This window comes from Hymenobacter sp. NBH84 (genome assembly GCF_014217645.1).
In the GTDB taxonomy this organism is placed as follows: domain Bacteria; phylum Bacteroidota; class Bacteroidia; order Cytophagales; family Hymenobacteraceae; genus Hymenobacter; species Hymenobacter profundi.
In genome coordinates this window covers 3,832,445-3,844,863 of sequence record NZ_CP043644.1, presented here as the reverse complement: position 1 = coordinate 3,844,863, position 12,419 = coordinate 3,832,445, and the positions used below count along the sequence as shown (strand labels likewise).

The 12,419-nt window shown below is 55.6% G+C and carries 15 protein-coding genes; 6 read left to right on the top strand and 9 right to left on the bottom strand.

The window, feature by feature from the left end; translation table 11 throughout:
* The first annotated feature begins 77 nt into the window (after positions 1–77).
* The 4 genes from F1C16_RS16155 to F1C16_RS16140 all read left to right on the top strand — a co-directional run bounded on the left by F1C16_RS16155 (position 78) and on the right by F1C16_RS16140 (position 3,496).
* Positions 78–965, top strand: coding sequence for a DUF6089 family protein (locus F1C16_RS16155; protein ID WP_185281649.1), 888 nt, complete (start codon positions 78–80; stop codon positions 963–965).
* A 158-nt stretch (positions 966–1,123) separates the two neighbouring features.
* The gene (locus F1C16_RS16150) at positions 1,124–1,471 is read left to right on the top strand and encodes a BlaI/MecI/CopY family transcriptional regulator (protein WP_258048937.1); all 348 of its coding nucleotides are present in this window, start codon (positions 1,124–1,126) and stop codon (positions 1,469–1,471) included.
* Positions 1,472–1,492: 21 nt separating this feature from the next.
* Positions 1,493–2,905, top strand: coding sequence for a M56 family metallopeptidase (locus F1C16_RS16145; protein WP_185281648.1), 1,413 nt, complete (start codon positions 1,493–1,495; stop codon positions 2,903–2,905).
* A gap of 21 nt (positions 2,906–2,926) precedes the next feature.
* The gene (locus F1C16_RS16140; RefSeq protein ID WP_185281647.1) at positions 2,927–3,496 is read left to right on the top strand and encodes a hypothetical protein; all 570 of its coding nucleotides are present in this window, start codon (positions 2,927–2,929) and stop codon (positions 3,494–3,496) included.
* A gap of 79 nt (positions 3,497–3,575) precedes the next feature.
* On the opposite strand, the gene F1C16_RS16135 is transcribed toward F1C16_RS16140, so the two are convergent.
* The gene (locus F1C16_RS16135; RefSeq protein ID WP_185281646.1) at positions 3,576–3,803 is read right to left on the bottom strand and encodes a hypothetical protein; all 228 of its coding nucleotides are present in this window, start codon (positions 3,801–3,803) and stop codon (positions 3,576–3,578) included.
* Positions 3,804–3,968: 165 nt separating this feature from the next.
* Between F1C16_RS16135 and F1C16_RS16130 the strand changes: the two genes are divergently transcribed.
* Positions 3,969–4,388, top strand: coding sequence for a hypothetical protein (locus F1C16_RS16130; protein ID WP_185281645.1), 420 nt, complete (start codon positions 3,969–3,971; stop codon positions 4,386–4,388).
* 2 nt (positions 4,389–4,390) lie between these two features.
* Here F1C16_RS16130 and F1C16_RS16125 read toward each other — a convergent pair whose 3' ends face one another.
* The gene (locus tag F1C16_RS16125) at positions 4,391–4,963 is read right to left on the bottom strand and encodes a DUF4269 domain-containing protein (protein ID WP_185281644.1); all 573 of its coding nucleotides are present in this window, start codon (positions 4,961–4,963) and stop codon (positions 4,391–4,393) included.
* 62 nt (positions 4,964–5,025) lie between these two features.
* Between F1C16_RS16125 and F1C16_RS16120 the strand changes: the two genes are divergently transcribed.
* Positions 5,026–5,430, top strand: a complete 405-nt coding sequence (locus F1C16_RS16120; RefSeq protein WP_185281643.1) for a nuclear transport factor 2 family protein — start codon at positions 5,026–5,028, stop codon at positions 5,428–5,430.
* A 4-nt stretch (positions 5,431–5,434) separates the two neighbouring features.
* Here F1C16_RS16120 and F1C16_RS16115 read toward each other — a convergent pair whose 3' ends face one another.
* The 7 genes from F1C16_RS16115 to F1C16_RS16085 all read right to left on the bottom strand — a co-directional run bounded on the left by F1C16_RS16115 (position 5,435) and on the right by F1C16_RS16085 (position 12,413).
* Positions 5,435–6,220: a DUF1080 domain-containing protein gene (locus F1C16_RS16115; protein WP_185281642.1), complete on the bottom strand. Its 786-nt coding sequence runs from the start codon at positions 6,218–6,220 to the stop codon at positions 5,435–5,437.
* 201 nt (positions 6,221–6,421) lie between these two features.
* Positions 6,422–7,312 (bottom strand): hydroxypyruvate isomerase family protein, encoded by an 891-nt coding sequence (locus tag F1C16_RS16110; protein WP_185281641.1) that lies wholly within the window; start codon positions 7,310–7,312, stop codon positions 6,422–6,424.
* A 115-nt stretch (positions 7,313–7,427) separates the two neighbouring features.
* The gene (locus F1C16_RS16105) at positions 7,428–8,684 is read right to left on the bottom strand and encodes a nucleoside permease (RefSeq protein WP_185281640.1); all 1,257 of its coding nucleotides are present in this window, start codon (positions 8,682–8,684) and stop codon (positions 7,428–7,430) included.
* A gap of 115 nt (positions 8,685–8,799) precedes the next feature.
* On the bottom strand, positions 8,800–9,273 hold the full coding sequence (locus F1C16_RS16100) for a c-type cytochrome (protein ID WP_185281639.1): 474 nt from the start codon (positions 9,271–9,273) through the stop codon (positions 8,800–8,802).
* A 38-nt stretch (positions 9,274–9,311) separates the two neighbouring features.
* Positions 9,312–10,364 carry a sugar phosphate isomerase/epimerase gene (locus tag F1C16_RS16095; protein ID WP_185281638.1) on the bottom strand — a complete coding sequence of 351 codons (1,053 nt, stop codon included), beginning with the start codon at positions 10,362–10,364 and terminating at the stop codon, positions 9,312–9,314.
* A gap of 105 nt (positions 10,365–10,469) precedes the next feature.
* Entirely contained in the window at positions 10,470–11,621 is a 1,152-nt protein-coding gene (locus tag F1C16_RS16090) for a Gfo/Idh/MocA family protein (protein ID WP_219733339.1), read from the bottom strand.
* Between the two features lie 189 nt (positions 11,622–11,810).
* Positions 11,811–12,413, bottom strand: a complete 603-nt coding sequence (locus tag F1C16_RS16085; RefSeq protein WP_185281637.1) for a gluconate 2-dehydrogenase subunit 3 family protein — start codon at positions 12,411–12,413, stop codon at positions 11,811–11,813.
* Positions 12,414–12,419: the final 6 nt, after the last annotated feature.

Below are 12,419 nucleotides of genomic sequence, written 5' to 3'. Positions count from 1 at the left end.
CGACGACTCGCGGCGTAACGAGTTGGTCATAGAATACTTCTATTCCGTTTTTTCGCCTTCCAACATTCTTTCCTGCTATGAAAAAAGACTACCTATTTTTTTTGCTGGCGGCAGCTGGTCTGGGCACAGCACCCGCTGCACAGGCACAGTCCTTCACCAAAGCCAATCAGTACCTGTCTGTAGGCGCCAACCTGAGCGCTTTCAATTACTTTGGCGACCTGACCCCCCGCGTTAGTTTTGCTAGCGTACGGATGGCGGCTGTGCGACCGGGTTTTGGCTTCCACGTTACGCAACGCCTAACGCCTTACGTATCGGTGCGTGGCGCTTTGTCGTTTGGGCGCATCACCGGCTCCGATCAACAGGCTGCTGGCAAGGAAGCTGCGTACCGCTACTACCGCAACCTAAACTTCACAAGTAATATACAGGAGCTATCGGTAGTAGGTATCTTCGATCTGGTGCCTAATCACAGCCAGGCGGTGAACCGTATGCCCATCGTGCCCTACGTGTTTGGGGGCATAGCCGGCTTTCATTTCAATCCGAAAGGTACCGTGGATGGTGGTACCGTACCGGCTGGCCTCAAACCGGACGCCCAAGTGGAGTTGCAGCCGCTACGCACAGAGGGCCGTTACTACCACCGCGCGCAGTTAGCCATTCCTTTCGGCGCTGGTGTGCGCCTAAAAGTGGCCAAGAACATGGATGTAGGCGTGGAACTGGGTTGGCGCAAAACTTTCACCGACTACCTGGATGACGTGAGCACCACCTACGTGAGCATGGCTAAGCTATCGACGCCTGCGGCTCGCTATTTTGGGCATAGCATTACACGGACTGACCAAGATACGCCTGCGCAAATGGATGTGCCGGGGGCCTTGCGTGGCAGCAGTGCACAAAAGGATTGGTACATCACAACAGGTATTTCTGTAAGTTATATTCTGAAAAAACAGATGAAAACCAATAAATTTAGATAGTTATATAATTGACGCGTATATACTTAAAAAAAAATTATTAGTATTTGTCTTATATGATGTCGCTACCTTATTAGGTAGCGACATCACTTTTTTTGAGGCTCATCATATCCTTTATTACGAAATAATCGTAGTATTACGAAAGAATCGTATTTACTGATATGGAACGACTTACCCAACCCGAAGAAGAAGCCATGCAGGTGCTGTGGCAGCTGGATGGTGGCTTTGTGAAAGAGGTGCTGGAGCGCCTACCCGAGCCTCAGCCGCCCTACACCACCCTAGCCTCTACCATCCGCAACCTGGAGCGCAAGGGCTACGTGCGCGCCGAAAAGCTGGGCAACTCTTACCGCTACGCCCCGCTGGTGCGCAACGAGGAGTACCGACGCCGCTTCATGAGCAATTTCGTGAGCGACTATTTCCGCAACTCTTATAAAGAGGTAGTATCGTTTTTTTGCGAAAGAGCAGAAAATCAGCGCCGACGAGTTGCAGGAGATTATCCGCATGATTGAGGACGGTAAACGCGATTAGCTATGCCTGCGCTACTCCTCTATCTGCTGCAAGTGAATGGGGCATTGCTGCTGTTCTACGCCGGTTATTGGCTGGTGCTGCGCCGCCTCACGTTCTACACGCTCAACCGCTGGTATCTACTGTTCTCGGTAGGCTTTTCGGCTGCTTACCCGGTAGTAGATGTCAGCGCGTGGCTGGCCCGGCCGGTGGCTGCCACTACGCAGGTGCTGGGCGAAACCTGGACCTACCTGCCCACTGCCGTCGCGCCTGCTTTCACGTATTGGACCAGCCTCGAATGGGCGTATTGGGTAGGGGTAGGCGTTTTGTTGCTGCGCTTGCTTGCGCAACTAACGGGCTTGTACCGCATCCGGCGAGCCTCACGGCCGGCGCAGTGGCACGGACAGCAGTACCGGAGGGTAGGGGCCGCCATGAATCCGTTTTCGTTTGGGCGTACCGTCTATCTCAACCCCGATCAGCATGCACCCTCCGAGCTGCCGGCCATTCTGCGCCATGAGCAGGTGCACGTGCAACAGTGGCACACCCTAGATGTATTGGTGGCTCAACTCGCGCAGGTCTTTTGCTGGTTCAATCCGGGGGTGTGGCTACTGCGCCAGGCGGTGCAGGAAAACCTAGAGTTCATTACCGACCGCGCCGTGCTACGCGCCGGCCTGCTCGATGCCAAAGCCTACCAGTATAGCCTGCTAAAGCTCAGTACGCTGGCGCCCAGTGCGGCCCTAGCGAATCATTTCACCTTTCTCACTCTTAAAAACCGCATTGCCATGATGAACAAGAAGCGTTCCGCTACTGCCTATCTGGGGTTGTATGCGCTGCTGATACCAGGATTAGCATTGCTGGCATTCGCCTGTGCCCCGCAAGGTGAGCCTGCGGGTGATGAGATGGAAGTACGAAAAACTTCATCAGCAAGGTTTGACGCCATGAGCGACAGTACGCTGTTCTTTTTAGATGGTAAACCGAGTAGTAAAGCTGCTGTTGAAGCTATTCCTGAAATAGGCATAGTGCAAATACATGGAGCAGGGGGGCGCTTTAGAGGAGAATTTGGACCAGGTGTTAAGCGCATTTTTTTAGTGATTACAAAAACAGGTGAAAACTCGCCGGCAACGAAAGCATTTCGGCAGAAATATGGTTTTCAAACGCGTGCTGAGTTTGAAAAAGAAGAAGCAGAGAGACCTGCCAAAGAGGCCCGCGAAAGAGAAGAAATACGTCAGCGGGATGAAAGATTTAAGCAATTGCCCGACGCGCTGTATATCCTGAACGGCGAACCGGTAGACAAAGAAGAAATCAGCGAGATAAATGCTGAAGCCATTGAAAGCGTAAACGTGCTAAAAGGCAAGCAAGCAATTGAACAGTACGGCGAAAAAGGGCGTAACGACGTAGTCATAGTCATTACCAAAAAACATTCACAATCAACTAACTAGCTGCACAGGCAGTCCATTATCATGAAAACTACCAAAACCATTACCGCAGGAATTGTAACGCTGTTGTTAGTCGCTGGCGGCCTAGGCAGCCAATCGGCGCAAGCGCAGGCTCCTAAACTAAGCGCGGCGAAACAAGGTCCGCTCGCCTACTATGTAGATGGCGTGTTGACTTCGAACGAAGCACTGAACGATACTAAGCCAGAGGAAATTGAGGTTATGAACGTTGTGAAAGACAAAGCCGTGTTGGCTACGCTCGATCCTGCAGCAGCCAATGGTGCTATTATCGTCACCACCAAGAAGAATAAAGATTCGGAGGCGGTGAAGGCGTTCAACAAAAAGCACAATATCACCTACACGCCTCCTAGCCCAGAGGTGAAAAAAATAAACGACGCTGTAATGAGCGGCACCGGCCTGTCGGCCGGCGAACTGGGCGGCCGGCTGCTACTGGTGAACGACAAAGAAGCCACGTTGGAGCAATCGAAAATAGCGCACGGTCAACTATCGTCGATCTACGTGCTAGACGCGGCAAAAGCCACCAAGCGCTATGGTGAAAAAGGCAAAAACGGCGCGGTGGTTATCACCACGAAGTAGATATCTTATACCAGTAGAAAGCAAAAAAGCGCAGGGTAATTGCCCCGCGCTTTTTTGTTGGTAGGCGAAATAGTACGCGCTACTTCACTTTCACTTCGCCGTCGTCGGCGTCTTTCTTTACTTTATTGCCTTCAGCGTCTTTGATCTTGATGTCGCCGTCGTCCTGCTTCTTGATTTTGCTGCCGTCTGCACCCTTGATAGTCGTGCCGGCGGGCATGTCCTCGGCGCGCTCCATGGCTGTTTGGTCCTGTGAGCAGGAAGCCAGCGAGAGGGTAGCGCCAGCCAGGAGTAGGAAAAGCATTTTCATACAGAAGAGAGAAAAGGGTGGGTATAAGGTAGGTATGCTAGGCTAACGGCCTTCCCTGGCTGTACGCTGCTGCGTCCGGAGGGTTATAGGCTCGGCAGGAGCCAGCGGCAACTACTGCCTATTTGGTAATTCCGCGTCGGTGTCAGACCTTCGCCGTTGATGCGTATGGCTGCCTCTTCTACTGTGTACTTCGAGAATGCTGCTGGTCGTTTACTGACCGATTCGGCAGGTTTTCTGCGGGTGGTATGGAGCAATCAGCCGCGTGGCCCCAAGGATGTGGAAGCACTTTTTACGCACATGACGCGTGCCTTGCAGCAGTATGGTTGGGGTCGGATTCTAATTAACCAAGTAAACATGCGCCGTTTCACGCCTCAAGAGCAAGAGTGGGTAGCCAACGAATGGCTACCGCACGCTGTGCGGGAAGGAGGCTACCGCTTCGGGGCCGTACTGGTGTCGCCGGATGTGATGACGCGCCTCGCCACGGCCTACATTACCACCAAAATACAGGGCCTACCCTTGGTATATCACTCCTTTGATGAGGAGGCCACAGCCGTGAGCTGGCTGCTGCGGCAGGTAGGGTGGTAGTGCTAGGGTAGGGGCGGCAGCCGGGCTTGCAACTCCGCTACGGTGTAGTGCTCCAGCGCTAGGAGGGCGTCGTAGGGGTTGCCTGGCAGTTGGAGTAGCGTAGCAAAGGCCGGCTCAGTTTTGATGCCTTGTTGCTTGAGTTGTTGCACGGCAGCCCGCCACGGTTCGCCCCCGGCTTCTAGTACCCGTTGTTCTACCAGCATGTGCCGCACGGCGTACTGTTGCCGGGAGGGGCATGCTTGCCCAAACACTTCCACGGCAAACGCCTGATACTGAAAGTTACAGACGATGGCCGGCTGGCCCTGGCCCACGGTTTCGCGTAGGACAAAGCCGGGTAAATCTGCGTAGTGCGTGTGCAGCAGCGCCCGAAATGCTTGCTCTTGCTTCGGGAATACTGCGCAAATCACATCCAGGTCGCTGGCTGGCGTGGCAATGCTCAGCGGAATGGTGCCGGCCAGCACCGGGTCGAAAGCCTGCAACGTGGCCATAATGCCCAGTGCTTGCAGCGTATGATAGGCTTGTTGCTGGCGCGCGTCGCCGGTTAGTAGTGTGGCAAGGTCGGTGCAGTCGCGCATGTGGTATCGTTGGGCGGCTTCGGCTATCTTGCGCACTGTTTCATCACCTCCTCACTAGCGCTATGCCCACCGAGCCACTTGCCGTTCTCCAAGAATACTTCGATTTAGTACAGGCATTCAGTGTGGATACTGCTGCCTACGCGGCGGTACTGCACCCCGAAGTAGAACAGCTGGAATACGCCAATGACCTCAACAAGCAGCCCGTGAGCCGCTCGTTCGACGAGATTCTGACCAACCTGCGGGCGGGACGGGAACTGCTCCTCGACCCCAGCTTTATTGTACATCACACCCACGTGGGCTCTACGGGCACAGTGGTGGTTGAAGGCCGATGGGAGGCCACCGTCCTCCACGACGCGGGGCCCGCAGTGCGCGGGCAACGCGTCGCGTCGGAGTTGTGCCTAGTGTTTGAATTTAAAGACGGCAAGATATACCGGCAGCGGCGTTACCCTTGCTACGAGCCGCTGTAGCGGCTTACTTGCCTAGCTCACGTATCCAGATGTTGCGGAAGCTCAGCGGCTCGCTCTTGTCGCCGTGCGATTGGAGCTTGATGGGCGATGCGCCGTGCGCCTTGCCCTCGTAGCTGGCCTTGCCAATATACTGGGTAGGGCCATCCAACTCCACATTGTCCTGCACTACCACACCGTTGAACAGCACCGTTACGCGGGCAGGCGTTTGCAGTGTGCCGTCCGATTTGAAGGTAGGGGCAGTCCAGGCTACGTCGTAGGTTTGCCACTCGCCGGCCTTGCGGGCGGGGTTAGCCAGCGGAATCTTTTGCTTATAAATGCTGCCTGCCATACCGTTCACGTAGGTTTTGTTGTCGTACGAGTCCAGGATTTGCAGCTCGTAGCCCGCATCACCCTTGCCGATAGAGGCCAGAAACAAACCGCTGTTGCCGCGCGCCTGCCCGGTGCCGCTGATGTTGGCCGGCACACGCCACTCTAGGTGCAGCTGGTAGTTGGTGAAGGTGCGCTTGGTTTCGATGTTGCCTTTGGTCTTGTCAACGGTCATGATACCATTGGCTACCTTCCAGTCGGCTGGTTTGGAGCGGTCGTCTACCTTCACCCACTCTTGCAGGTTCTTACCATCAAACAGCACAATAGCGTCCGAAGGGGGCGCTACCATGGTAGTAGCGGCGCCGGGCGTTACCTTTTTAGGCACCGGCTCATACACTTCCGTGTCTTCGGGCTTGGCGTTTTGCTGGGCATACGCTGACATAGAAAGACCAAGAAGGGCCGTGGCAAGCAAAGGAAATTTCATGGGAAGAGGAATAGAAAGTAAGAGTGAAAAGGTGCAGTACAGGCTGTTCTGTTGAGCGCAACCGAACTATTGCTGACGCTCTGTTGCCAGGTAGTGCAAGTACAGAATGTACAGTGAAGATGCTTGCTTTGACAAGAGCAGCCGCAAAACGTTTAATGCGCACGCACGAATTGTTTAACTACCCAGAAGGCGCTTTACAAATTACACGTCGCAAAGCTGCACCGCTTGGCGCAACGAGGCCAACTTATCCGCCTTTTGCGGCATAAACTCTTGCGCCACGTACCCCTTGAAACCAGTCTTGAGGATAGCGCGCATGATGGCCGGGTAGTACAGCTCTTGCTGCTCGTCCAGTTCGTGGCGGCCGGGCACACCGGCCGTGTGGTAGTGGGCAATGTAGGGGTGGAACTCGTTGATGGTCCGAATCACGTCGCCCTCATTGATTTGCATATGGTAGATATCGTAGAGTAGCTTGAAGTGCTCGGAGCCAAGCCGTTTGGCAAGGGCCGCGCCCCAGGCGGTGTGGTCGCACTGGTAGTCTTTGTGGTCAATTTTGCTGTTGAGCAGCTCCATCACCAGTACCACTTTGTGCTTCTCGGCCAGGGCCACCAGCGGCTGCAAGCCCTTCACGCAGTTGGCTAGCCCCGCCTCGTCTGACTGCCCCCGACGGCTCCCGCTAAAGCAGATGAGGTTGGTGTAGCCAGCGGCGGCTACTTTAGGTATCATCTCGCCATACTGTTTTTGCAGGCGCGCATGGTATTGTGGGTCGTTGAATCCTTCTGTCAGGCTGATTTCGGCGCCGTTGCACATGGGCGAGTCCAGGCCGTACTTTTTCAGGGTAGGCCAGTCGGCAGGCCCTACTAGGTCAATGCCCTGGATACCCATCGCCTTGGCCTCTTTGCAAAGCTGCTCCACCGATAAGTCGTTGAAGCACCAGCGGCACACCGATTGGCGAATGTTGTTTTTGAGCGGCATGGTAGCAGAAGTGTTTTTTTCGTCCGAAGCACACGCGCTGGCTACTCCGGCGGTACTCATGGCGGCAGTACTGGCTAACAGGCCCTTCAACGCAGCGCGACGATTCCAGAGGGTAGGCATGGGAGACGTAGAATAATTTGCTAGAAGTTGGTAAAATCAATTGGTGCCCTTCGCTTCTGTCATCCTGAGCGGAGCGTTAGAGATGACAGAAGCAAAAGATGACGGATGAAGCAGATTACTTCGCCTGCGCCATCGACGGTGCGGAACCCAACGCCACATCAGGCTCGGAGGTAGCGGCCTGGCGCCGCTCACGGAACATAAGCAGGAATAGCAGCAGCACTACACCCGCAATACCGGCCGGAATCAGCCAGATCATGCGCCAGTTGTGCGCCTCGGGGGAGAGTTGGTAGGCGTCGAAAATGCGGCCCGAAAGCAGGGTGCCAATCAGCATCCCTACCCCGTAGGTAGCCAGGGTAATAAAGCCCTGGGCCGAGCTTTTGAACTGCTCGCCCGCCAGGTTGTCGGTGTAGATTTGACCAGTTACGAAGAAGAAGTCGTAGCACACGCCATGCAGCACAATGCCGGCAATCAGCATCCAGTAGTTAGCGTCGGCATTGCCGTAGGCGAAAAATACGTAGCGTAACACCCACGCACCCATGCCAATGGCCAGCATTTTCTTCACGCCCAGCTTGCTGAAAAACAGCGGAATAGCCAGCATAAACAGTAGCTCTGACACTTGCCCCAGGCTCTGCACACCGGCCGCCGATTTCATCCCTACCTCGTTCAAAAACGGATTGGTGAAGCCATAATAGAAGGACAGCGGAATGCAGATGGCAATGGAAGCCAGAAAGAAAATCAGGTAAGAACGATTTTTCAGCATGCCAATGGCATCCAGGCCCAGCAGGTCGCCCAGAGAGCTACTCTGGCCTTTTTTCACGGGCGGGGTAGCGGGCAGCGTAAAGCTGAACACGCCCAGGATGGCCGAAGCCACAGCGGCCATCGTGAAGGTGGCTTGCAGGCTGCCGTTCTGCTCCCAGTTTAGCCAGCCAATGGTAAGGCCCGCCACAATCCAACCCAGCGTACCCAGTACCCGGATAGGCGCAAACTCCTTCTGCGGGTCCTGCATCTGCCGGAAGCTGATGGAGTTTACCAACGCCAGGGTAGGCATGTACAGAATCATGTAGGTGAGGATGCTGGGGTAGAAGCTACCAAAATCGGGCGCCAGCGACGCCCGCCATAGCAGCACCGCACCCGCTAGGTGCAGCACGCCCAGAATTTTCTGCGCCGAGAAAAACCGGTCGGCAATCAACCCAATAATAAACGGCGCTACAATAGCCCCTACGGACTGCGTCAGAAAAGCTGTACCCACCTGCAAACCCGTGGCGTTTAGGTTTTTAAGTAGGTAGGTGCCCAGCGTCACAAACCACGCGCCCCAGATGAAAAACTCCAGGAACATCATGATGGACAGCTTCACTCGGATGGTAGCAGTCATAAGGGGTAGGCGGTTTAGGTAGGGAAGTGGTGAGATAGAACAGGATGCTAAAACGTCATTTCGACCTCTCTGCTTGATGCGCAGAATGGTCGAAATGACGTTTAGGACTTTCGTCTTATTTCAGGGTCAGGATGTAGCGCACCATAGCTTCGGAGTCTTTCTCCGACAGGTTGGGGTGAGGCGTCATCGGGATATCGCCCCAGTTGCCTTTGCCACCGCTGATAACCTTCTTGGCCAGCATGCTCACATTGGCGTCGGTGGCCTCGTATTTCTGGGCTACGGCTGCATAGGCCGGGCCTACGAGCTTCACGTCTTGGCGGTGGCAGCTGGTGCAGTCAGAACCCTCAATGAGCTTGGCACCGGCCGCTACGGCGCCACCTGTAGGCGTGGTGCCAATCTTGTTGACATCGGTATCCACCTGGGGCTGACGGGCCTGGGCACTTACGTCGGCACCTTCTGTGCTATCAGTATCAAGAGCAGGCGTGTCGTCGGCCAGTGTGTACTCGGGTTTGTCTTTCGCGGTATCGGAGCCGGAGTTGCAAGCCAGCAGCGTCGAGCCGCAGAGCAGCAGCAAAAAAACGTTTTTCATCAGGTGAGGAGGTAGAGGAAGTAGGAAGTTGTGTGGTTTTATAATCCTAGTATTTCTTTGTTGAGGCTCTGGTCGATGCCAGAAGCTGCAAAATCATCGAAGGCCTTGTCCGTCACCCGGATGATGTGGTCTTGGATGAACGGGGCCCCTTCGCGGGCACCGTCTTCGGGGTGTTTCAGGGCGCATTCCCACTCCAGCACGGCCCAGCCGGGGAAGTTATACTGTGCCAATTTGCTGAAAATTGATGTGAAATCCACCTGGCCGTCACCCAACGAACGGAAACGTCCGGCCCGGTCTACCCAGCCCTGGTAGCCCCCATACACGCCCTGACGGCCGGTAGGGTTAAATTCGGCATCCTTCACGTGGAACATCTTGATGCGCTCGTGGTAGATGTCGATGAACTCCAGGTAGTCCAGGCATTGCAGAATAAAGTGCGAGGGGTCGTAGAGCAGGCAGGCGCGCGGGTGGTTGTCTACCTGTTCCAGGAACCGCTCGAAGCTGATGCCATCGTGGATGTCTTCGCCCGCATGAGTTTCGTAGCACAAGTCTACCCCCTGCTCATCGAATACATCCAGAATAGGACGCCAACGACGGCCCAACTCCTCAAACCCCGTCTCTACCAGCCCGGCCGGCCGCTGGGGCCACGGGTACACGTAGGGCCACAGCAAGGCCCCGCTAAAAGTAGCATGAGCCGTGAGGCCTAAGTTGCGTGAAGCCTGCGCAGCATATTTCAGCTGCTGCACGGCCCATTGCTGACGGGCAGCAGGGTTGCCACGCACTTCGGCCGGCGCAAAGCCGTCGAATAGCTGGTCGTATGCCGGATGTACTGCTACCAGCTGGCCCTGCAAGTGCGTGGATAGCTCCGTGATTTCTAGGCCGGCATCGGCTACCTTGCCCTTCAGCTCATCGGCGTAGGTCTGACTTTCGGCCGCCAGCTTCAGGTCGATGAAACGTGAATCGAGGGTAGGCATCTGAATGCCCTTATAGCCTAGGTCGCTGGCCCACTTGCAGATGCTTTCCAGGCTATTGAACGGCGCCTGTTCGCTGATGAATTGGGCCAGGAAGATGGCGGGTCCTTTGATAGTTTTCATAATGCTTAGCTGATTGCTAATAGGTTTTAGCTGTTAGCTATTGGCTTTTATGGATGGAACAAGCTGCGTTCTTCAACGCGAAAGTTACTAGCGAAAAGCTATCGGCTAACAGCTGAGAGGCGTCCATCTTTGTTCCGACTTACCGGAGGCAATAACCGATTCGATGAAGCCCATGCCCCGCACGCCGTCTTCCACGCCGGGATAGTCGGCGGCTTCGGCTGGGGCAGCGGGGCCACCCAGGTCGGCTATGAGGGTAAGGGCGAAGTTGCGGTAGAGGTTGGCAAAGGCTTCGAGGTAGCCTTCGGGGTGGCCCGCCGGAATACGGCTGTTGTGCAAGGCCAAGGGGCTGAGGTAGGAGGCACCCGTCCGGCGAATTTCGGTGGGCTTGTCCAGCCACTTCACTAGCAACGTGTTGTTGTCGGCTTGCTGCCAGTCGAGGCCGCCTTTTTCGCCGTAGAGGCGCACACGCAGGTTGTTTTCTTCGCCGGCTGCTACCTGGGTAGCCACTAGCACGCCGCTAGCACCGTTGGCCAGTTTCAGCAGCACGGCTCCATCGTCGTCGAGCTGCCGGCCGGGTACTACCACGTTGATATCGGCGCACAATTGCGTGACTTCCAAGCCGCTCACATACTCTAGCAGGTTGAAAGCGTGGGTGCCAATGTCGCCCATGGCGCCGGCTGCGCCGCTGCGGGCGGGGTCGGTGCGCCAGGCGGCTTGCTTGTTGGCGCCGCCTTCCTCATAGGTGCTCAGCCAGCCCTGCGGATATTCTATGTATACTTTGCGAATAGTGCCCAGCACGCCGTCGGCAACCAACTGCTTGGCTTCCTTTAACATAGGGTAGCCGGTGTAGGTGTGCGTAAGGCACAGGCGCCGCCCCGTGGTTTCTACTACTGTGCGCAACTCCTTGGCTTCGGCCAGGGAAAACGTCATGGGCTTGTCCAGCACCACATCAAAGCCGTGCTCCAAGGCCATTTTGGCGGGCGCAAAGTGCAAGTGGTTGGGCGTCACGATGCTGATAACTTGTACCCGCTCGGCTTCGGGCCGTTGGGCTTCCTGCTCCAATAGCTCCTGGTAGGAGCCATACACGCGGTCAGGGGCGAGGCCCAACTCCTGGCCAGTGGCACGGGAGGTATCGGGGTTGCTGCTGAAGGCGCCGGCCACCAGCTCATAGAGTCCATCGAGGGAAGCGGCCATGCGGTGCACGCCCCCAATAAAGGAGCCTTGCCCGCCGCCAATCATGCCCAGTCGTAATTTCATGCGGTGTGGTGAAGTGGTGAGGTTGTGAAATTTGAGTGGTAAGTAAAAAATACGGCTGTCATCCTGATCTTGCGAAGGATCTTATCACGGTAGAACGACAAGTATAACAACGACTCGTTCAACTGGCACAAGGTCCTTCGCAAGCTCAGGATGACAGACGCCTTTTCGCTCGCAAGTAACAACTCAAATTTAGGTAGCCCAGGCCCGGTCGCCTTTTTTGTAGGGCACGTTGCCGTCGTATTTGCCGGGCACGGGTAGGTAGCGGAGGGCTTGGGTAGCGCCTGGCTCGGAGGTGAAGAAGCCCAACAAGGTCAGTTCCTTCATCATGCGGAAGTAGTGGTTGGGCTGCTCTTTGGTCTTGGTTTGGGCGTACTGCTTCTGCTCAGCGTCAAGGGCAGTTAGAAACTCCTTGCGCTGACCGGCATCCAGACCCATGAAGTCCTTCTGGTACTTCTGCTTGCTGGCATCGTTGAGCTTGGTAATACCCTCCAGGAAGATCTTTTGGTCTTCGGGCTTGTAGCAGTCGCGCACCATCACGGCCATAAAGCCGCCCACGTTGGCCGCTTTGGCGCCGGGCGTTTTGGTGGCAGGTAGGATGGTTTCGCCTACCTCGTTCAGCAGCGTTACTTGGTTGGCATCCAGAACTTCTTCTGGTTTTTGGTCGCCTTTCGGCCCAGCCTTGGCGGTTGTTTTGGAGTTGTCGGTAGAGCAACCAGTTAGAAACAGGTCGCCGCCAATTACGGCGCCACCCATCAGGAGGGCCACCCGGCCCAGTGCATCTCTTCTGTTCATTGCCGG

What these genes read in the sequence shown, in the direction of transcription:
- F1C16_RS16155 (WP_185281649.1), top strand. Translation starts at nt 78, where the DNA reads ATGAAAAAAGACTACCTATTTTTTTTGCTGGCGGCAGCTGGTCTGGGC.
- F1C16_RS16150 (WP_258048937.1), top strand. Translation starts at nt 1,124, where the DNA reads ATGGAACGACTTACCCAACCCGAAGAAGAAGCCATGCAGGTGCTGTGG.
- F1C16_RS16145 (WP_185281648.1), top strand. Translation starts at nt 1,493, where the DNA reads ATGCCTGCGCTACTCCTCTATCTGCTGCAAGTGAATGGGGCATTGCTG.
- F1C16_RS16140 (WP_185281647.1), top strand. Translation starts at nt 2,927, where the DNA reads ATGAAAACTACCAAAACCATTACCGCAGGAATTGTAACGCTGTTGTTA.
- F1C16_RS16135 (WP_185281646.1), bottom strand. Translation starts at nt 3,803, where the DNA reads ATGAAAATGCTTTTCCTACTCCTGGCTGGCGCTACCCTCTCGCTGGCT.
- F1C16_RS16130 (WP_185281645.1), top strand. Translation starts at nt 3,969, where the DNA reads ATGGCTGCCTCTTCTACTGTGTACTTCGAGAATGCTGCTGGTCGTTTA.
- F1C16_RS16125 (WP_185281644.1), bottom strand. Translation starts at nt 4,963, where the DNA reads ATGCGCGACTGCACCGACCTTGCCACACTACTAACCGGCGACGCGCGC.
- F1C16_RS16120 (WP_185281643.1), top strand. Translation starts at nt 5,026, where the DNA reads ATGCCCACCGAGCCACTTGCCGTTCTCCAAGAATACTTCGATTTAGTA.
- F1C16_RS16115 (WP_185281642.1), bottom strand. Translation starts at nt 6,220, where the DNA reads ATGAAATTTCCTTTGCTTGCCACGGCCCTTCTTGGTCTTTCTATGTCA.
- F1C16_RS16110 (WP_185281641.1), bottom strand. Translation starts at nt 7,312, where the DNA reads ATGCCTACCCTCTGGAATCGTCGCGCTGCGTTGAAGGGCCTGTTAGCC.
- F1C16_RS16105 (WP_185281640.1), bottom strand. Translation starts at nt 8,684, where the DNA reads ATGACTGCTACCATCCGAGTGAAGCTGTCCATCATGATGTTCCTGGAG.
- F1C16_RS16100 (WP_185281639.1), bottom strand. Translation starts at nt 9,273, where the DNA reads ATGAAAAACGTTTTTTTGCTGCTGCTCTGCGGCTCGACGCTGCTGGCT.
- F1C16_RS16095 (WP_185281638.1), bottom strand. Translation starts at nt 10,364, where the DNA reads ATGAAAACTATCAAAGGACCCGCCATCTTCCTGGCCCAATTCATCAGC.
- F1C16_RS16090 (WP_219733339.1), bottom strand. Translation starts at nt 11,621, where the DNA reads ATGAAATTACGACTGGGCATGATTGGCGGCGGGCAAGGCTCCTTTATT.
- F1C16_RS16085 (WP_185281637.1), bottom strand. Translation starts at nt 12,413, where the DNA reads ATGAACAGAAGAGATGCACTGGGCCGGGTGGCCCTCCTGATGGGTGGC.